The sequence below is a fragment of the Ruminococcus flavefaciens genome, from assembly GCF_900143025.1.
In the GTDB taxonomy this organism is placed as follows: Bacteria; Bacillota; Clostridia; order Oscillospirales; family Ruminococcaceae; genus Ruminococcus; species Ruminococcus flavefaciens_I.
Genome location: NZ_FRCT01000010.1, coordinates 30,839 through 47,452 on the forward strand (window position 1 = coordinate 30,839; position 16,614 = coordinate 47,452).

Genomic DNA, 16,614 nt, shown 5'->3' on the forward strand with positions numbered 1-16,614 from the left:
ATATATAGAGCCGGCTGCTTGGATATAAAACAGCTGACAGCATTATGAAATATGCATCCGCCTTTTGTGATAAAAGGCGGATTTTTTATTGACATTTGGCGGAAAACAGCGTATAATTGAAGTATATTTATTTGTTCGGAGCAAACCTATGAAAAAAATATTTAAACCTGCGGGTGTTTTTCTGAGAGCTGTTCCTCATTTTCTTGTATTTGAACTTATATTCAAGCTGATGCTGCTTGCCATAGGAACGCCTGTGCTTGCGCTCCTTCTCAAGCTTACGATGAAGCTTTCGGGAATAAACTACCTTAATGATGAAAATTTACTTATTTACCTAAAGCACCCTGCGACGATAATCGTTATAATCGTAATGCTTTTGTTTTACGCCTTTTTCTCCTTTGTGGAGCTGTCCGCACTGGCGGCGTGTTTCTCCTGCTTTGAGAAAAAGCAGCGTATCTTTACCGGCGGAATGTTCCGCACGGGCATAAAGTCGTTCGTAAAGGCTTTCAAGGGCTCGGGAATATTTGCCTTCCTCGGTTATATGGCGGTCATGCCGCTGGCGCAGATCTCGCTGTCGTCGGGTATGTTCGTTGCACCGCTCATGCCTGTGCTGAAAAGGATATTCTATTCTGTCAACGGAGTGGGAGCTGTAGCTGCGTATATACTTATGCAGCTTCTGTTCATAATACTTATCATAAGCGGCTGCTACAGTATACATTACCTTGTGCTTACGGGCTCTTCCTTCGGTGAGTGCCTGAAAAAGAGCAGGGAGAAGATGAAGGGGCAGCGTTTCAAGATGATAATGATGCTTCTCGGCTTCAGTCTTGCCGTTGTGGCAATTATAGCTATAGCTACCTTCGGAATAAGCTTCATTATCGTATACGCTATCAAGGGCTTGAAGGTAAATGCGGCTTTTGGTACGTCCCTGAGGATACTCCGCTATGCGTGGAGCGTGTTTACGGCTGTTTCGGCATTCGTTTCCGCACCTGTGGTCATGTGCTGGCTCACTCATAAGTTTATGAAGGACAACGAGGGCGAGAAATTCGATCTGCCCAACAAGAGAGAGTATAAAATGCGCCTGAGACACAGCGTTACTATAGTTGTGGTGCTTATCGCATCGGCTATTGTGATGAACCTTTCATACTTCAAGGCATTGTATCAGGGAAATGTAAACGTGAATGTGGGAGTTCTGTCCCGTACACAGGTAACGGCACACAGAGGTTTTTCGCACGTTGCGCCCGAAAACACACTTCCTGCGTTTCAGGCTGCCATTGACAGCGGTGCGGACTATATAGAGCTCGATGTCCAGCTTACGGCGGACGACCAGCTTGTAGTCTTTCACGATGACCGCATCGACCGTACAACAGACGGAAAGGGTATGCTGAAAAACTATACCTATGAGCAGCTCCAGCAGTTCTCGGCAGGAGCATGGTACGGCAAGGAAGGAAAATTCGACGATGTGAAGATACCGCTCTTTACCGAGGTGCTTGACCTTGTTGGAAAGGATATAATGCTCAATATAGAGATAAAGCGTTCGGGAGAACCGAAAAAGACGGCGCAGCGCGTAGTTGAGCTGGTGGAGGAGTACGGCATAGCCAATTCCTGCTATATTACTTCATTTTCCTATGATGCGCTCAAAAAAGTAAAGAAGCTTAATCCTAAAATAAAAACGGGATATATAGCTAATCTGTCTACGGCTACCTCTTATTCCCGTCTGCCGTATATAGACGCGCTCAGTATGAATTACCTCTTTGTGAACCAGAGCGTTGTCAATTCTGCTCACCATAACGGAAAGCGCATATTTGTCTGGACGGTGAACAGGCAGAAGGACGTTCAGCAGATGATGGCTCTGGGCGTTGACAATATCATTACCGACCGCCCCGACAAGGCTCTTGAAGTGGTTGATTCAAAGAAGGTCGGAGATACTGTTCTCACAGTTCTGAAATATATTTTCGGAAGCTGAGAGTTTTCGGTGAGATATACGTCTAATATGTGGCAGAAGTAATTTCTGATTGACATAATATACAATTTAGGATATAATGTAACAGTGAGTTTGTTTTGCATTATTCTGAAAAATGAAGGAGGTCCGACAAAATGGACAGTAAAAAAAATACCGAAACTTCCGAAAAAGAAAAAGCGGAAGCAAAGGTAAGCAAGGCTGCCGCTGAAAAGAGCAGCAAAGGAAAAACAAAAAAGACGGAGCAGGCGGCAGGCACAGCTGTTGCAGCAGCACCTATAAAGCCATATTTTGCGGGAATAGACATAGTAAAGATTCTTGCGGTGTTCCTTGTTGTAAGTGTACACTTCTTCCTGTATAACGGCTTTTATTACGAACCGCTCACCAATTCCTCCGCATTGGGACCTATAGCCTTCCGCTGGCTGGCTTACATATGCGTTCCGCTGTTTATGATAACTACGGGTTATCTTATGAAGAACAAGACCTTCAGCGGAAAATATTACCTCGGACTTATAAAAATAATAGTTATATATATCTTTATAAGCATACTGTGTATCAAATTCAAGGAGCATCACTTCCATGAGGAGTTTGATGCATGGAAGATACTGAAGGGATATATAGATACATACACAAACGCACAGTACGGCTGGTATATCAATTATTACATATCTATCTTCCTCTGCATACCGTTCCTTAACCTTGCTATCAACGGCTGTAAGAACAATTTGCAGAAATTCGTTCTCGTTGCAACGATAACTTTACTTACCATTTTTGCAAGAAGCTTCTACCTTGGATTCGACAGGGACGATCAGATAAGAGCTCTTCCCGATCAGCTCAACGGTGCATGGTATTTTGCTTATTACTTTACAGGTGCATTCATTCGTGACTGTCCGCCTAAGAGATGTGTACGCAACAAGCTTATAATCTTTGCTGTGCTTTGTCTGTCTACATGGTTCATAACATACAGCACATATAAGCAGTCACTTGCTGACGAAATAGGCGATCACCACTTCCTTTCATGGCACTTCAACGATTACGGTACATACCCCGTATACATTATGGCAACCTGCGTATTCCTGCTTCTCTTTGATATCACAACTACAAACAAGGGCGTGAAGTTCGTACTGAGACAGATCTCGGGCGTTACACTTTCGCTTTACATGATATCCTACATCTTCGACAATATGTTCTACGGCGGCTGGCAGATGAATGAAACAAGCGTCCGTCATCAGGGCTTCTGTGAGAAGTACCTGACAGTCGGCGAACGTCTTGAACACTGGTATGAGATAATACCTAAGGTGTTCTTCTGCTCGCTCATATGCGCTATCATCATACATAAGCTGTATGACGGTGCGGCATATCTCGTTAAGCAGGGAATTGAAGCTATAAAGGCTGAAAAAGCTGCAAGAGAAGAATGATCTATCGGTTCCCGAAGGCTTTCAGAGCTTTCGGGAACTATGTGTTTTATGTGAAAAAAGAAATAGTTAAAAGAAAATTATCGTTCATCAAAAATTTACGAATACATTTTTTGTAAATCCTTGATTTATGCCCGTATATATGATATAATTGATTACGTTGAGTGCGCTGATATGCGCACTGACTGCAGAAGATATGCGTTGAAGCGGAAGGTTGCTGCCGGTATGGCAGGTAATTTCCGTGGAGTATGTCCGATTTTAAACCGGGCGATTGGGATATCGAACACAGTTTGTGGTTATTCTTCACGCAGCTTGCGTATGCGTGAACTATGCTCATTTTGTGCTCAAATATTGCTAAGACCGCTCGGAAAACACCAGTTTTTCGAGTTTTTTTGTCAGATAAAGCATGAAACACACGGAAACGTGTGAATATCTCATATCTGCGTCCCCGTAATCAATTTCAAGGAGGCGAAAATAATGGCAGTCAACGAAAAAATCAGATTCAAGATCAAGGGTTACGATCATGCTACAGTTGACATTGCAGCAGCTAAGATCGTTGAGGCAGCTAAGAGAAGCGGTGCAAGAGTTTCAGGACCTATCCCGCTCCCTACAGATAAGGAAGTTGTTACTATCCTTCGTGCTGTACACAAGTACAAGGACAGCCGTGAGCAGTTCGAGATGAGAACTCACAAGAGACTCGTAGACGTTATCCGTCCTACAGAGAAGACAACTGCTGCTCTTGATAAGCTTGAGATCCCCGCAGGCGTAGACGTAGTAATGGAGGTTAAGTAATTAACCGATATCTCGCTTGAAAATACCGCTCGGGAAGCGGAATGACGGTGATCCGTCGGTCAAGTTGATGTGTAAATCATCAACCAATAACCTAACAGGAGGAAAAGAAAATGCAGAAAGGCATTATCGGCAAGAAGATCGGTATGACTCAGATCTTCGACGAAGCAGGAAAAGTTGTTCCTGTAACAGTAGTAGAAGCCGGCCCATGTGTCGTTGTACAGAAGAAAACTGTAGAGAACGACGGTTATGCAGCTCTTCAGCTGGGCTATGGCGACGTAAAGGTACAGAGAGTAAACAAGCCAATGAAGGGTCACTTCGATAAGGCAGACGTTGCTTGCAAGAAGACACTCAAGGAGTTCAGACTTGCAGACTGCGATTCACTTAACGTAGGCGACATCATCAAGGCTGACACATTTGCTGTAGGCGACGCAATCGACGTTGTCGGCACAAGCAAAGGTAAGGGATTCGCTGGTGCTATCAAGAGACACAACCAGCACAGACTCAAGGAAACTCACGGTACAGGTCCTGTACACAGACAGGCTGGATCAATGGGTGCTTGTTCATCTCCTTCAAGAATCTACAAGGGCAAGGGCATGGCAGGTCACATGGGTGCAGAGCAGGTAACTGTTCAGAATCTCGAAATCGTTAAAATAGACGCAGAGAATAATCTTATCGCTATCAAGGGTGCTATTCCGGGACCTAAGGGCGGTATCGTTTATATCGTTGACAGCGTAAAGGCTTAAGGAAGGAGGAAGCGTAAATGTCTACAATTTCAGTTTTTGATATGACAGGTAAGCAGGTTTCCGAGACAGAGCTTAATGATTCAGTATTCGGAATCACTCCCAACGAAGGTGTTATGCACGCTGCAGTTGTTAATTACCTCGCAAACCAGAGACAGGGCACACAGTCAACACTTACAAGAACAGAAGTAAGCGGCGGCGGCAGAAAGCCTTGGAGACAGAAGGGTACAGGTCACGCAAGACAGGGTTCAACCCGTGCTCCTCAGTGGGTACACGGCGGAATCGCACTTGGACCTAAGCCAAGAGATTACAGATACGAGCTTAACAAGAAGGTAAAGAGACTCGCTATGAAGTCTGCGCTTTCTACTAAGGTTATCGACAACAACATGATCGTTCTTGACGCTCTCACACTTGAAGGCTACAAGACAAAGACAGTTGTTGAAATGCTCAAGGCTCTCGGCGTTGAGGGCAAGGCTCTCATCGTAACAGCAGAGGCTGATTCAAAGGTTATCAAGAGCGCAGCTAACATCCCTGGTGTTAAGACTGCTGCTGTAAATACACTTAATGTTTACGACATTCTCAACTATGAAAAGTTCATCGTTGTTAAGAATGCAGTAGGAAAGATCGAGGAGGTGTACGCATAATGAAAACAGCTCAGGATATCATTCTTAAGCCTGTAATCACTGAGAAGTCAATGGACGATCTTCAGACAGGAAAGTACACCTTTAAGGTAGCTAAGGACGCTAACAAGTCCGAGATCAAGAAGGCTGTTGAAGAGCTCTTCGACGTTAAGGTTGCTAAGGTAAACACAATGAACTGCAACGGTCGTGCTAAGAGAGTCGGAAGATTCTACGGCAAGACTCCTGATTGGAAGAAGGCTATCATCACTCTTACAGAGGGTTCAAAGGCAATCGAGTTCTTCGAGGGTATGGTTTGATCCCACTATTAAATAAGTAAGAGAGTTATGGGAGTAATGCTCCCGCAAAAAATGCATTAAAGGAGAAAAGTTAAAATGGCTATAAAGACTTATAAGCCTACGACACCTTCGAGACGTCAGATGACTGTAACTGACTACTCGGTTCTGTCAAAGGTTGAGCCGGAGAAGAGCCTTCTCGAACCAATGAAGAAGAAGTCGGGAAGAAACAGCTACGGCCGTATAACAGTTCGCCACAGAGGCGGCGGAAACAGAAGAAAGTACCGTGTAATCGACTTCAAGAGAGACAAGGACGATGTAATCGCAGTTGTTAAGACTCTTGAGTACGATCCAAACAGAAGCGCATTCATCGCACTCGTTGAGTACGAGGATGGCGAGAAGAGATATATCCTTGCTCCTAACGGCTTAAAGGTAGGCGACAAGGTAGAGTCAGGTTCTGAGGCTGATATCAAGCCAGGTAACGCACTCAAGCTCGCAGATATCCCTGTTGGTACATTTATCCACGCTATCGAGCTTTACCCGGGTAAGGGCGCACAGCTCGTAAGAAGCGCAGGCAACCAGGCTCAGCTTATGGGTAAGGAAGACAAGTATGCACTTGTTAGACTTCCTTCAGGCGAAATGAGAAAGGTTCCGATCGACTGCAAGGCTGCTATCGGTCAGGTTTCAAATATCGATCACGAGAACGTTAACTACGGTAAGGCTGGTAGAGTCCGCAATATGGGCTGGAGACCTACTGTACGTGGTTCTGTCATGAACCCATGCGATCACCCACACGGTGGTGGTGAAGGTAAATCACCTGTCGGACGTCCGGGCCCTGTAACCCCATGGGGTAAGCCAGCACTCGGCTATAAGACACGTAAGAAGCATCACAGAACTGATAAGTTCATCGTAAAGCGCCGCAACGGCAAATAATCTGAAAGGAGGAACTATTAAATGAGCAGAAGTATCAAGAAGGGTCCTTATGTCCAGGAAGTTCTCCTGAAGAGGGTCGTTGCAATGAACGAAGCAGGTGAAAAGAAGGTTCTTAAGACATGGAGCCGTTCTTCAACAATATTCCCTGATTTCGTAGGTCATACATTCGCTGTACACGACGGTCGTAAGCACGTTCCGGTATACGTTACAGAGGATATGGTAGGTCACAAGCTCGGTGAGTTTGCTCCTACAAGAACTTACAAGGGCCACGCAGGCTCAAAGACATCTAACAACGGTAAGAAATAAGCGGAAGGAGGAGCTCAGAGATGGAAGCAAGAGCTTATTTAAGAAATGCTCGTATATCACCCAGAAAGGTGCAGATCGTACTGGATCTTATCAGAAACAAGCCTGTTGATCTCGCTTTAGCTACTTTAGATCTTACTCCTAAGGCTGCAAGTCCTATCGTTGCAAAGCTTGTAAAGTCCGCTCAGGCAAACGCTGAAAACAACTTCAGCATGGATAAGGATAATCTCGTAGTTTCAGAGTGTTTCGTTACACCAGGACCTATAATGAAGAGAATCATGCCAAGAGCACAGGGCAGAGCATATAGAATTTTAAAGAGAACATCACACATCACAGTTGTTCTCAAGGAAAAAGAATAATCCCAAGGAGGTTTGAAGAATGGGCCAGAAAGTTAATCCACACGGTCTTCGTGTCGGCGTTATAAAAGATTGGGATTCTCGTTGGTATGCAAACAAGTCTGACTTCGGCAATGCCCTCGTTGAGGATTACAACGTTCGTAACTTCATCAAGAAGAGCCTGTATGCAGCAGGTGTTCCAAGAATAGAGATCGAGCGTTTTGCTGATAAGGTTAGAATCCACATCCACTGCGCTAAGCCAGGTATCGTAATCGGCAGAGGCGGCGCAGAGATCGAGAAGCTCAGAGCACAGCTCGAGAAGATGATGAACAAGCAGGTTTTCATCAATATCATTGAAGTAAAGCAGCCTGATATGGACAGCCAGCTCGTTGCTGAAAAGATTGCTCTCGACCTCGAGAACAGAGTATCTTTCAGAAGAGCAATGAAGCAGTCAATCGGCAGAACAATGCGTCTTGGCGCAAAGGGTATCAAGGTTAAGGTATCAGGCAGACTTGCCGGTGCTGAAATCGCAAGAAGCGAGAGCTACCACGAGGGTACAATCCCGCTCCAGACTATCCGTGCTGATATCGACTACGGTTTCGCTGAGGCTGATACAACATACGGTAAGCTTGGCGTAAAGGTTTGGATCTACAAGGGCGAAGTTCTCAAGGGCGATGCTGCTAAGGCTGCTGCTCAGAGAGAAAAGCTCGAGAGAAAGAACGATACAAGAAATAATGACCGCCGTCGCCGTGACGACAAGCGTGACGGAAACAACAACAGACGCGGCGGAAACAGAAATTTCAATCGTGACGCTAAAAGAGAAGGAGGTAATCAGTAATGCTTCTTCCAAAGAGAGTTAAGTACCGCAGAGTCCACAGAGGACGTCTTAAGGGTAAGGCATACAGAGGAAATAAGGTAACTTACGGTGATTTCGGTCTTCAGGCACTTGAGCCTGCATGGATCACATCAAATCAGATCGAGTCTGCCCGTATCGCTATGACTCGTTATATCAAGAGAGGCGGTCAGGTTTGGATCAAGATATTCCCTGATAAGCCGATCACAGAGAAGCCTGCTGAAACTCGAATGGGTTCAGGTAAGGGTTCACCGGAGTACTGGGTAGCAGTAGTTAAGCCGGGCCGTGTTCTTTTTGAGATCAAGGGCGTTGCTGAGGAAACTGCAAGAGAAGCTATGCGTCTTGCTATGCACAAGCTTCCTATCAAGTGTAAGTTCGTAACTAAAGCAGAGCAGGAGGTTGAGCAGTAATGAAGGCATCAGAAATCAGAGAAATGTCAGTTGATGAGCTCAACGAAAAGCTCACAAGCCTTAAGGAAGAGCTTTTTGCTCTCCGTTTCCAGCACGCTATCAATCAGCTGGATAATACAGCAAGACTCAAGGCTGTAAAGAAGGATATTGCACGCATCAAGACATCTCTGCGTGAGGCAGAGCTTGCTGCGCAGCAGTAAGAAAGGGAGGATTTAGCTAATGTCTACTGAGAGAAACCTTAGAAAAACAAGAGTAGGTAAGGTTGTAAGCGATAAGATGGATAAAACCGTCGTAGTTGCTATCGTTGATAACGTTAAACACCCGCTTTATAAGAAGATCATCAAGCGTACCGTTAAGCTTAAGGCTCACGATGAAAACAATGAGTGCAGAATCGGTGACCGCGTTGAGGTTATGGAAACACGTCCGCTTTCAAAGGATAAGAGATGGCGTGTAACAAATATCATTGAAAAGGCTAAGTAATTTTGATAGAAGCTTAAAGCTTGAAAGGAGGAACTCGCTGTGATACAGATGCAGACTTATCTTAAAGTCGCTGATAACACAGGCGCAAAGGAGCTTATGTGTATCAGAGTTCTGGGAGGTACACGCAGAAGATATGCAAATATCGGCGATGTAGTAGTTGCTTCAGTTAAGAAAGCAACACCCGGAGGCGTTGTAAAGAAGGGCGATGTTGTAAAGGCAGTTATCGTTCGTTCAGCAAAGGGTCTCAGAAGAGAGGACGGTACTTACATCCGCTTCGATGAGAACGCTGCTGTTATTATTAAGGAAGACAAGAACCCAAAGGGTACCCGTATTTTCGGACCTGTTGCTAAGGAGCTCCGTGAAAAGGAGTATACAAAGATCCTGAGCCTTGCCCCTGAAGTTCTTTAATGGAGGTGTCATTCGATTATGAGTAAAGTACACGTAAAAACCGGTGACACTGTAATCCTTCTCACCGGCAAGTATGAGGATAAATTCGACAGCAAGGGTGACAGAAAGACCGGTAAGGTAGTTCAGGTAAGCCCAAAGGAAGACAAGGTCATCGTTGAAGGTATCAACATGATCACAAAGCACGTAAAGCCTACAAGAATGGGCGAAAAGGGCGGCATCATCAATACAGAGGCTCCTGTTTACGCTTGCAAGGTACAGCTCGTTTGCCCTAAGTGCGGCAAGCCTACAAGAGTAGGTCACGTTGTAGAGGACGGCAAGAAGCTCCGCGTTTGCAAGAAGTGCGGCAAGTCTTTTGAATAATAGTAAAGGAGAAACGACATGGCAAGTTTAAAGGATTTTTATGTTAGCGACGTTGCTCCTGCACTTATGAAGAAGTTCAATTATAAGAGTGTTATGCAGATCCCGAAGCTGGACAAGGTAGTAATCAATGTCGGCGCAGGTGAAGCAAAGGACAACGCAAAGGTTATAGATGCTATCATGACAGATCTCGCAGCTATCACAGGTCAGAAGCCTGTAGTATGCCGCGCTAAGAAGTCAGTAGCTAACTTCAAGCTTCGTGAGGGTATGCCTATCGGCGTTAAAGTAACTCTCAGAGGCGAGAGAATGTATGAATTTGTAAACAAGCTTTTCAACGTTGCGTTCCCACGTGTACGTGACTTCAGAGGCATCAGCGCAAATTCATTTGACGGTAAGGGCAATTATTCCACAGGTATCAAGGAACAGCTCATCTTCCCTGAGATCGAGTACGATAAGATCGACAAGGTAAGAGGTATGGATATAAACTTCATCACAACAGCTCAGACTGATGAAGAAGCAAGAGAGCTCCTTTCACTTATGGGTGCTCCATTCATCAAGTAATCAGGGAGGAAATAAAATGGCTAAGAAGGCAATGATCAATAAGCAGCAGAAGACTCCCAAGTATTCCACAAGAGCTTACAACAGATGTAAGATCTGTGGCAGACCGCACGCATATCTCAGAAAGTTCGGCATCTGCCGTATCTGTTTCAGAGAGCTTGCACACGACGGTCAGATCCCCGGTGTTAAAAAGGCAAGCTGGTAAAATACAAGAAGGAGGTCATTCGGCATGCAGATAACTGATACAATCGCTGATCTTTTAACAAGAATTCGCAATGCGAATACTGCTAAGCACGCCACTGTTGACGTTCCCGCTTCAAGAGTTAAGAAGGACATCACACAGATCCTCGTAGATGAAGGATATGTAAAGGGCTTCCAGCTCATCGAAGACGGAAAGCAGGGTGTTATCAGAATCACGCTTAAATACGGTGATAATAAGTCTCCCGTTATAACAGGCCTTAGAAGAGTTTCTAAGCCGGGTCTGCGTATCTATTCAAGCTGCGCAGATATGCCTAAGGTAAGAAAAGGCCTTGGTATCGCAATCGTTTCAACTTCAAAGGGAATCGTAACTGACAAGAAGGCAAGAGAGCTCAATGTCGGCGGCGAAGTCCTCGCATACATCTGGTAAGGAGGATACTGATCATGTCAAGAATCGGTAAAATGCCCATCAGCGTTCCTGCAGGTGTAGATGTAAAGAATGAGAACAATCTTCTCACTGTAAAGGGACCTAAGGGTCAGCTTTCAAGACAGTTTAATGCAGAGCTCGGCATTGAAGTCGAGAACGGCACTATAACAGTTACAAGACCAAGCGATGACAAGCGTCACCGTTCACTTCACGGTCTTACAAGAACACTCATCGCTAACATGGTAGAGGGTGTTACAAACGGATATTCAAAGACTCTCGAGATCGAGGGTGTCGGCTACCGTGCTGCTAAGAGCGGCAACAAGGTAAATCTTAACCTTGGCTTCTCACATCCTGTTGTACTTGAGGAAACAGACGCTATCAAGCTTGAAGTTCCTCAGCCAAACAAGATCATCGTAAGCGGTATCGACAAGCAGGCTGTAGGTCAGTTTGCAGCTGAAATACGCGAAAAGCGTCCACCTGAGCCATACAAGGGCAAGGGTATCAGATACGAAGGCGAGCATATCATCCGCAAGGAAGGTAAAGCTGGTAAGGGCAAGAAGTAATTAAAAGGAGCAAATTGCTATGATTAAGAAATTTGACAGCAATAAGGCAAGATTAAAGAGACACCGCAGAGTTCGCGCAAAGATCTCAGGAACTCCCGAGCGTCCCCGTCTCAATGTGTTCCGTTCAACAAAGCACATCTATGCTCAGCTCATTGATGATGTAAACGGTGTTACTCTTGCTTCTGCATCAAGCATGGATAAGGGCTTTGAGGGCAACGGCGGCAACGTTGAGGGTGCTCGCAAGGTCGGCGAGATGATCGCTAAGAACGCAGCTGATAAGGGTATCAGCGAAGTAGTTTTCGACAGAGGCGGCTACCTCTACCACGGCAGAGTCAAGGAACTCGCAGAGGGCGCACGTGAAAACGGATTAAAGTTCTAAGAGGGAGGTAAAACAATGGCTAATATTGAAACACAGGCTCCTGAGTTCGTTGAGAAGGTTGTAGCTATCAACCGTGTATCAAAGACAGTTAAGGGCGGTCGTATCATGAAGTTCTCAGCACTCGTTGTTGTAGGCGACGGAAATGGTACAGTCGGCTTCGGACTTGGAAAGTCAGGAGAAGTTCCCGATGCTATCCGTAAGGGCATCGAGGACGCAAAGAAGAACCTTGTAAAGGTTGCTCTCAAGGGAACAACAATCCCTCACGAAATCGTTGGCGCATTCGGCGCAGGCAGAGTTCTTATGAAGCCCGCTGCACCCGGTACAGGTGTTATCGCAGGCGGCCCTGTTCGTGCCGTTATCGAAGTTGCAGGTATAAAGGATATCAGAACAAAGTCACTTCGTTCAAACAATCCTTGCAACGTAGTAAGAGCTACAATCGACGGCCTCGTAAACTGCACATCTGCAAAGGATGTAGCTGCTAAGAGAGGCAAGTCTGTTAAGGAAATTTTAGGTTAAGGAGGCAGTAAGAAATGGCAAAGAATATCAAGCTCGTAAAGAGCCTCATTGGTAGAAAGAAGGACCAGATCGCTACTGCTCAGTCACTTGGCCTCAAGAAGGTCGGAGATGTTACAACACAGCCCGACAACGAGCAGACAAACGGTAAAATAAAGAAGATCTCACACCTCGTTGAGGTTACAGAAGCGTAAACAAGGAGGTGCAATCAAATGAAAATTCATGAATTAACACCTGCACTCGATTCCAATAAGCCTGTAAAGCGTATCGGCAGAGGCCATGGTTCGGGTAACGGAAAGACAGCAGGCAAGGGCCATAAGGGTCAGAATGCTCGTAGCGGCGGCGGCGTAAGAATCGGCTTTGAAGGCGGACAGATGCCACTCGCAAGAAGAATCCCTAAGAGAGGCTTCAACAACATTTTCGCTACAAAGTATGCTATCGTTAACGTTTCCGATCTTAACAAGTTCACAGACGGTACAGTAGTTGACACAGAGCTTCTCGTAGCTTCAGGTCTTGTAAAGAAGGTTTACGACGGAGTAAAGATCCTCGGAAATGGAGAGCTTACCGCTAAGCTGACAGTTAAAGCTGCAAAATTCTCACAGAGTGCTGTTGAGAAGATAGAAAAGGCAGGCGGAAAGACTGAGGTGATGTAATGTGTTTCAGACCCTGAGAAAGGCGTGGGGAGTTCCCGAGATACGTAAAAAGATCTTATACACATTACTCATGATCATACTGTTCAGATTCGGAAGCGCTGTAACCGTTCCGTTCCTCAATCCTGATGTCGTAAAGGCATGGATGGAGACAAACGCTAAGGACGGCGGCTTTCTCGATTACATGAATACGATCACCGGCGGTGCTATGTCACAGGCCACAGTTTTCTCGCTTTCGATAACACCATTCATCAATGCTTCCATCATCATGCAGCTGCTTACTTATGCACTGCCACCTCTTGAGCGAATGCGCGACGAGGGTGAAGAGGGAAGAAAGAAGATCGACAAGATCACCGCATTCGTTGCTATGGTACTTGCGGTATTCATGTCTTACGCATATTATCTTACATTAAAACGTATGACAAATGTTGAAGACAAAAAAGGAAATGTTATCGGCAACGCTCTTAAATATATGAGCGGCGGACAAGGCGTATTTGCTGCGTTCGTAATCATCACCTGCTTCGTTGCAGGCGCACTCATCGTTGTTTGGATGGGTAACAGAGTAAGCGACAAGGGTATCGGAAATGGTATTTCCATTCTCCTCTTTGCAGGTATCGCTGCAAGATTCCCTACCGATGCTGCTCTTCTTATAAACCTTACAAAGACAAGTATAACAAATAATCAGAATGGTAAATACCTCTGGGTAACTATTGCATATTATCTCTTTATACTTGCCGAGATCGCTTTCATCGTTTACATGAACGAGGCAGAAAGACGTATCCCGATCCAGTACGCAAAGCGCGTAGTTGGCAGAAAGCAGTACGGCGGACAGAAGACACATATCCCGATAAAGGTTATCATGAGCGGCGTTATGCCTATCATCTTCGCTATGTCATTTATGTCTCTTCCATCAGCAATCCAGATCATTAAGCCGAATAAACACGACGGCAGCTTCTACAGCAAGTTCTGTGATTTCTTCAGCACAAGAAGCTGGAGCTACGCAATAATCTACTTCCTGCTCATCATAGCGTTCAACTATTTCTACGTTTCGATCCAGTACAATCCTGTTGAGATCGCTAACAATCTTCGTCAGTCAAACGGCGGTATCCCAGGTATCAGACCAGGTAAGCCAACATCTGACTATATCCAGAGAGTACTCAATAAGATTTCTCTCGTTGGTGCGATCTTCCTCGGCATTATCGCTGTTATCCCGATCTTCATCTCGATGGCAGACGAATCGCTCAAGACACTTTCAATGGGCGGTACGACGATCCTTATCGCAGTAAGCGTTGCGCTTGAAACAACAAGAACACTTGAATCACATCTTATGATGCGTCATCATAAGGGCTTCTTACAGTAAAGGAGGACCGACAATATGAACCTTATCTTTTTAGGCGCTCCGGGCGCAGGCAAGGGTACTCAGGCTGAGGTAGTTTCAGATGCACTGAATATCCCACAGATATCTACAGGTAATATACTTCGTGAAGCTGCTAAGAACGGCACTGAGTATGGTCTCAAAGCTAAGGCTGCAATGGATGCCGGTGCTCTCGTATCAGATGATATCGTTATCGGTATCCTGAAGGAGAGAATAGCTGAGGACGACTGCAAGAACGGTTTTATCCTCGACGGTTTCCCAAGAACGGTACCTCAGGCAGAAGCTCTTGATAAAATGAACATCCAGATCGACAAGGTAATCGAGATCCACGTTCCCGACGAAACGATCAAGCAGAGAGTTTCGGGCAGAAGAGTCTGCCAGGGCTGCGGAGCTTCTTACCACGTTGAATACAAGCCTACTAAGGTCGAGGGTGTTTGCGATAAGTGCGGTGACAAGACTATCGTTCGTAAGGACGATCAGCCGGAAGTCGTTCTCGACAGACTCGCAACTTATCACGAAAAAACAGCTCCTCTCAAGGACTATTACGAGAAGCAGGGCAAGCTTGTTACTGTTATCGGTCAGGAAGAGGTCGCTGAAACTTCAAAGCTCACACTGGCAGCAGTAGGGGTAGAGAAGTAATGAGCATAACAATAAAATCAAAGTCCGAACTCGCCATAATGCGTGAAGCAGGTAAGATTACCTGCGGCGCAATATGGTATGCGGGCGAAAGATTAAAGCCGGGAATGTCAACACTCGATGTTGATAAGCTGGTTGGCGAGTATTTTGCCCGTCACGACAGCAAATCCTGCTTTAAAGGTCTTTACGGATTTCCAGGGAATGCTTGTATCTCAGTAAATGAGGAGATAATCCACGGTATCCCTAAAGCAAGCCACAGATTAAAAGAAGGCGATATAGTAAGCATCGACACGGGAGCAGCGTACAAGGGCTTCAATGGAGACAGCTGCTGGACCTTCCCTGTGGGTAAAATTTCTGATGAAGCTAAGGCATTGCTTGAGGTTACAGAGGCGAGCCTGTATGAAGGTATCGCTAAGGCTCAGGTTGGCGCAAGGGTCGGAGATATTTCTCATGCTGTAGAAGAGTATTGTGCTTCACGAGGCTACGGAATCGTAAGAAATTACTGCGGCCACGGAATCGGCAGAGAAGTTCACGAATCACCCGAAGTACCGAATTGGGGTAAGGCAGGTCACGGACCCAGACTGGTAGCGGGAATGACTATCTGCATAGAGCCCATGATAAATGTCAAGGGCGACGATGTCAAAGTTATGAAAGACAACTGGACAGTCGTTACAAAAAGTGGTTCACTTTCAGCTCATTTTGAGCATATGATCGCAATAACTCCTGACGGTCCCGTCATTCTGACACAGCCCTGACGGAGGGAATAACAGTGAAGCTGCTTAAAGGCTCTGTTGTAAGAGCGGAGGCAGGTCGGGACGGCGGAGGATATTTCGCAGTCACAGACTTTGATGAAAAATATTGCTTTATCGCAGACGGCAAGAGCAGAAAGCTCGACAAGCCCAAGCGTAAGAATATAAAACATATCCGCATTACAGACAGTATGATCGATCTAAACGATATAACTGATAAAAAACTCAGGAATGCGCTGAAACAGTTCAGCGAAGCTGAGTAAAGGAGGTTATGCAAGTGTCAAAAGAAGATGTAATCGAGGTTGAGGGCGTTGTAACTGACGCTCTGCCAAATGCAATGTTCAAGGTTCAGCTTGAGAACGGACATGAGGTATTATCTCACGTTTCGGGTAAGCTCAGAATGAATTATATCAGAATAGTTCCAGGCGACAAGGTAAAGCTTGAAATGTCACCCTATGATCTTTCAAAGGGTCGTATTACCTGGCGCGTTAAGTAAGAATACAGGATATCAAGTATATCCGTTATCCGCTAAAGGAGGTATTTTCAATGAAAGTCAGACCTTCAGTAAAACCTATTTGCGAAAAGTGCAAGGTTATCAAACGTAAAGGCAGAATCATGGTGATCTGCGAAAACCCAAAGCATAAGCAGCGTCAGGGTTGATAGCCCTACGCAT

The 16,614-nt window shown here is 45.5% G+C and carries 29 protein-coding genes; all 29 read left to right on the forward strand.

Annotated elements, in window-relative coordinates; genetic code table 11:
- Positions 1-148 precede the first annotated feature (148 nt).
- The 29 genes from BUB28_RS10970 to rpmJ all read left to right on the forward strand — a co-directional run bounded on the left by BUB28_RS10970 (position 149) and on the right by rpmJ (position 16,601).
- On the forward strand, positions 149-1,960 hold the full coding sequence (locus tag BUB28_RS10970) for a glycerophosphodiester phosphodiesterase family protein (RefSeq protein WP_072951412.1): 1,812 nt from the start codon (positions 149-151) through the stop codon (positions 1,958-1,960).
- Positions 1,961-2,091: 131 nt separating this feature from the next.
- The gene (locus tag BUB28_RS10975) at positions 2,092-3,372 is read left to right on the forward strand and encodes an acyltransferase (protein ID WP_072951414.1); all 1,281 of its coding nucleotides are present in this window, start codon (positions 2,092-2,094) and stop codon (positions 3,370-3,372) included.
- Positions 3,373-3,846: 474 nt separating this feature from the next.
- A complete protein-coding gene (rpsJ, locus tag BUB28_RS10980; RefSeq protein WP_019680098.1) occupies positions 3,847-4,161 on the forward strand; it encodes a 30S ribosomal protein S10 in 315 nt (104 codons plus the stop codon).
- A gap of 110 nt (positions 4,162-4,271) precedes the next feature.
- Positions 4,272-4,904 (forward strand): 50S ribosomal protein L3, encoded by a 633-nt coding sequence (gene rplC, locus BUB28_RS10985; protein WP_072951415.1) that lies wholly within the window; start codon positions 4,272-4,274, stop codon positions 4,902-4,904.
- A 17-nt stretch (positions 4,905-4,921) separates the two neighbouring features.
- Positions 4,922-5,545, forward strand: a complete 624-nt coding sequence (rplD, locus tag BUB28_RS10990; protein ID WP_072951417.1) for a 50S ribosomal protein L4 — start codon at positions 4,922-4,924, stop codon at positions 5,543-5,545.
- Positions 5,545-5,838, forward strand: coding sequence for a 50S ribosomal protein L23 (gene rplW / locus BUB28_RS10995; RefSeq protein WP_072951419.1), 294 nt, complete (start codon positions 5,545-5,547; stop codon positions 5,836-5,838). The genes rplD and rplW overlap by 1 nt, the downstream gene beginning before the upstream one ends.
- 75 nt (positions 5,839-5,913) lie before the next feature.
- On the forward strand, positions 5,914-6,747 hold the full coding sequence (rplB, locus tag BUB28_RS11000) for a 50S ribosomal protein L2 (RefSeq protein WP_072951420.1): 834 nt from the start codon (positions 5,914-5,916) through the stop codon (positions 6,745-6,747).
- 21 nt (positions 6,748-6,768) lie between these two features.
- A complete protein-coding gene (gene rpsS, locus BUB28_RS11005) occupies positions 6,769-7,053 on the forward strand; it encodes a 30S ribosomal protein S19 (RefSeq protein WP_009984992.1) in 285 nt (94 codons plus the stop codon).
- 20 nt (positions 7,054-7,073) lie between these two features.
- On the forward strand, positions 7,074-7,409 hold the full coding sequence (gene rplV / locus BUB28_RS11010) for a 50S ribosomal protein L22 (RefSeq protein WP_019680104.1): 336 nt from the start codon (positions 7,074-7,076) through the stop codon (positions 7,407-7,409).
- Positions 7,410-7,428: 19 nt separating this feature from the next.
- Complete coding sequence (gene rpsC / locus BUB28_RS11015) at positions 7,429-8,223, forward strand: 30S ribosomal protein S3 (protein WP_028517929.1); 795 nt, start codon at positions 7,429-7,431, stop codon at positions 8,221-8,223.
- A complete protein-coding gene (rplP, locus tag BUB28_RS11020) occupies positions 8,223-8,648 on the forward strand; it encodes a 50S ribosomal protein L16 (RefSeq protein WP_009984988.1) in 426 nt (141 codons plus the stop codon). The genes rpsC and rplP overlap by 1 nt, the downstream gene beginning before the upstream one ends.
- Entirely contained in the window at positions 8,648-8,848 is a 201-nt protein-coding gene (gene rpmC / locus BUB28_RS11025) for a 50S ribosomal protein L29 (RefSeq protein WP_028517930.1), read from the forward strand. The genes rplP and rpmC overlap by 1 nt, the downstream gene beginning before the upstream one ends.
- Positions 8,849-8,867: 19 nt before the next feature.
- Positions 8,868-9,128: a 30S ribosomal protein S17 gene (gene rpsQ / locus BUB28_RS11030; RefSeq protein ID WP_019680108.1), complete on the forward strand. Its 261-nt coding sequence runs from the start codon at positions 8,868-8,870 to the stop codon at positions 9,126-9,128.
- A 39-nt stretch (positions 9,129-9,167) separates the two neighbouring features.
- Positions 9,168-9,536 (forward strand): 50S ribosomal protein L14, encoded by a 369-nt coding sequence (rplN, locus tag BUB28_RS11035; RefSeq protein WP_009984984.1) that lies wholly within the window; start codon positions 9,168-9,170, stop codon positions 9,534-9,536.
- Positions 9,537-9,554: 18 nt separating this feature from the next.
- The gene (rplX, locus tag BUB28_RS11040; protein WP_072951422.1) at positions 9,555-9,896 is read left to right on the forward strand and encodes a 50S ribosomal protein L24; all 342 of its coding nucleotides are present in this window, start codon (positions 9,555-9,557) and stop codon (positions 9,894-9,896) included.
- Positions 9,897-9,914: 18 nt separating this feature from the next.
- Positions 9,915-10,454 (forward strand): 50S ribosomal protein L5, encoded by a 540-nt coding sequence (gene rplE, locus BUB28_RS11045; RefSeq protein WP_072951424.1) that lies wholly within the window; start codon positions 9,915-9,917, stop codon positions 10,452-10,454.
- A 16-nt stretch (positions 10,455-10,470) separates the two neighbouring features.
- The gene (locus BUB28_RS11050; protein ID WP_072951425.1) at positions 10,471-10,656 is read left to right on the forward strand and encodes a type Z 30S ribosomal protein S14; all 186 of its coding nucleotides are present in this window, start codon (positions 10,471-10,473) and stop codon (positions 10,654-10,656) included.
- Positions 10,657-10,680: 24 nt separating this feature from the next.
- The gene (gene rpsH / locus BUB28_RS11055) at positions 10,681-11,079 is read left to right on the forward strand and encodes a 30S ribosomal protein S8 (protein WP_019680111.1); all 399 of its coding nucleotides are present in this window, start codon (positions 10,681-10,683) and stop codon (positions 11,077-11,079) included.
- A 14-nt stretch (positions 11,080-11,093) separates the two neighbouring features.
- The gene (gene rplF, locus BUB28_RS11060) at positions 11,094-11,639 is read left to right on the forward strand and encodes a 50S ribosomal protein L6 (RefSeq protein WP_072951427.1); all 546 of its coding nucleotides are present in this window, start codon (positions 11,094-11,096) and stop codon (positions 11,637-11,639) included.
- A gap of 19 nt (positions 11,640-11,658) precedes the next feature.
- On the forward strand, positions 11,659-12,018 hold the full coding sequence (gene rplR, locus BUB28_RS11065) for a 50S ribosomal protein L18 (protein ID WP_024860940.1): 360 nt from the start codon (positions 11,659-11,661) through the stop codon (positions 12,016-12,018).
- Positions 12,019-12,033: 15 nt separating this feature from the next.
- The gene (rpsE, locus tag BUB28_RS11070) at positions 12,034-12,534 is read left to right on the forward strand and encodes a 30S ribosomal protein S5 (RefSeq protein WP_024860939.1); all 501 of its coding nucleotides are present in this window, start codon (positions 12,034-12,036) and stop codon (positions 12,532-12,534) included.
- A gap of 14 nt (positions 12,535-12,548) precedes the next feature.
- Positions 12,549-12,725 (forward strand): 50S ribosomal protein L30, encoded by a 177-nt coding sequence (gene rpmD / locus BUB28_RS11075; RefSeq protein ID WP_072951428.1) that lies wholly within the window; start codon positions 12,549-12,551, stop codon positions 12,723-12,725.
- 18 nt (positions 12,726-12,743) lie between these two features.
- Complete coding sequence (gene rplO, locus BUB28_RS11080; protein ID WP_072951430.1) at positions 12,744-13,184, forward strand: 50S ribosomal protein L15; 441 nt, start codon at positions 12,744-12,746, stop codon at positions 13,182-13,184.
- 1 nt (position 13,185) lies between these two features.
- A complete protein-coding gene (secY, locus tag BUB28_RS11085; protein ID WP_072951432.1) occupies positions 13,186-14,541 on the forward strand; it encodes a preprotein translocase subunit SecY in 1,356 nt (451 codons plus the stop codon).
- A gap of 15 nt (positions 14,542-14,556) precedes the next feature.
- A complete protein-coding gene (locus BUB28_RS11090; RefSeq protein WP_028517936.1) occupies positions 14,557-15,195 on the forward strand; it encodes an adenylate kinase in 639 nt (212 codons plus the stop codon).
- Positions 15,195-15,947, forward strand: a complete 753-nt coding sequence (gene map, locus BUB28_RS11095; protein ID WP_072951433.1) for a type I methionyl aminopeptidase — start codon at positions 15,195-15,197, stop codon at positions 15,945-15,947. The genes BUB28_RS11090 and map overlap by 1 nt, the downstream gene beginning before the upstream one ends.
- A gap of 14 nt (positions 15,948-15,961) precedes the next feature.
- The gene (locus tag BUB28_RS11100; protein WP_081373491.1) at positions 15,962-16,204 is read left to right on the forward strand and encodes a KOW domain-containing RNA-binding protein; all 243 of its coding nucleotides are present in this window, start codon (positions 15,962-15,964) and stop codon (positions 16,202-16,204) included.
- Between the two features lie 14 nt (positions 16,205-16,218).
- Positions 16,219-16,437, forward strand: a complete 219-nt coding sequence (gene infA, locus BUB28_RS11105) for a translation initiation factor IF-1 (RefSeq protein WP_009984966.1) — start codon at positions 16,219-16,221, stop codon at positions 16,435-16,437.
- A gap of 50 nt (positions 16,438-16,487) precedes the next feature.
- Positions 16,488-16,601 carry a 50S ribosomal protein L36 gene (gene rpmJ, locus BUB28_RS11110; protein WP_009984964.1) on the forward strand — a complete coding sequence of 38 codons (114 nt, stop codon included), beginning with the start codon at positions 16,488-16,490 and terminating at the stop codon, positions 16,599-16,601.
- Positions 16,602-16,614: the final 13 nt, after the last annotated feature.

Coding starts and splice junctions, on each gene's coding strand:
- BUB28_RS10970 (WP_072951412.1), top strand. CDS start 149: ATGAAAAAAATATTTAAACCTGCGGGTGTTTTTCTGAGAGCTGTTCCT.
- BUB28_RS10975 (WP_072951414.1), top strand. CDS start 2,092: ATGGACAGTAAAAAAAATACCGAAACTTCCGAAAAAGAAAAAGCGGAA.
- rpsJ (WP_019680098.1), top strand. CDS start 3,847: ATGGCAGTCAACGAAAAAATCAGATTCAAGATCAAGGGTTACGATCAT.
- rplC (WP_072951415.1), top strand. CDS start 4,272: ATGCAGAAAGGCATTATCGGCAAGAAGATCGGTATGACTCAGATCTTC.
- rplD (WP_072951417.1), top strand. CDS start 4,922: ATGTCTACAATTTCAGTTTTTGATATGACAGGTAAGCAGGTTTCCGAG.
- rplW (WP_072951419.1), top strand. CDS start 5,545: ATGAAAACAGCTCAGGATATCATTCTTAAGCCTGTAATCACTGAGAAG.
- rplB (WP_072951420.1), top strand. CDS start 5,914: ATGGCTATAAAGACTTATAAGCCTACGACACCTTCGAGACGTCAGATG.
- rpsS (WP_009984992.1), top strand. CDS start 6,769: ATGAGCAGAAGTATCAAGAAGGGTCCTTATGTCCAGGAAGTTCTCCTG.
- rplV (WP_019680104.1), top strand. CDS start 7,074: ATGGAAGCAAGAGCTTATTTAAGAAATGCTCGTATATCACCCAGAAAG.
- rpsC (WP_028517929.1), top strand. CDS start 7,429: ATGGGCCAGAAAGTTAATCCACACGGTCTTCGTGTCGGCGTTATAAAA.
- rplP (WP_009984988.1), top strand. CDS start 8,223: ATGCTTCTTCCAAAGAGAGTTAAGTACCGCAGAGTCCACAGAGGACGT.
- rpmC (WP_028517930.1), top strand. CDS start 8,648: ATGAAGGCATCAGAAATCAGAGAAATGTCAGTTGATGAGCTCAACGAA.
- rpsQ (WP_019680108.1), top strand. CDS start 8,868: ATGTCTACTGAGAGAAACCTTAGAAAAACAAGAGTAGGTAAGGTTGTA.
- rplX (WP_072951422.1), top strand. CDS start 9,555: ATGAGTAAAGTACACGTAAAAACCGGTGACACTGTAATCCTTCTCACC.
- rplE (WP_072951424.1), top strand. CDS start 9,915: ATGGCAAGTTTAAAGGATTTTTATGTTAGCGACGTTGCTCCTGCACTT.
- BUB28_RS11050 (WP_072951425.1), top strand. CDS start 10,471: ATGGCTAAGAAGGCAATGATCAATAAGCAGCAGAAGACTCCCAAGTAT.
- rpsH (WP_019680111.1), top strand. CDS start 10,681: ATGCAGATAACTGATACAATCGCTGATCTTTTAACAAGAATTCGCAAT.
- rplF (WP_072951427.1), top strand. CDS start 11,094: ATGTCAAGAATCGGTAAAATGCCCATCAGCGTTCCTGCAGGTGTAGAT.
- rplR (WP_024860940.1), top strand. CDS start 11,659: ATGATTAAGAAATTTGACAGCAATAAGGCAAGATTAAAGAGACACCGC.
- rpsE (WP_024860939.1), top strand. CDS start 12,034: ATGGCTAATATTGAAACACAGGCTCCTGAGTTCGTTGAGAAGGTTGTA.
- rpmD (WP_072951428.1), top strand. CDS start 12,549: ATGGCAAAGAATATCAAGCTCGTAAAGAGCCTCATTGGTAGAAAGAAG.
- rplO (WP_072951430.1), top strand. CDS start 12,744: ATGAAAATTCATGAATTAACACCTGCACTCGATTCCAATAAGCCTGTA.
- BUB28_RS11090 (WP_028517936.1), top strand. CDS start 14,557: ATGAACCTTATCTTTTTAGGCGCTCCGGGCGCAGGCAAGGGTACTCAG.
- map (WP_072951433.1), top strand. CDS start 15,195: ATGAGCATAACAATAAAATCAAAGTCCGAACTCGCCATAATGCGTGAA.
- rpmJ (WP_009984964.1), top strand. CDS start 16,488: ATGAAAGTCAGACCTTCAGTAAAACCTATTTGCGAAAAGTGCAAGGTT.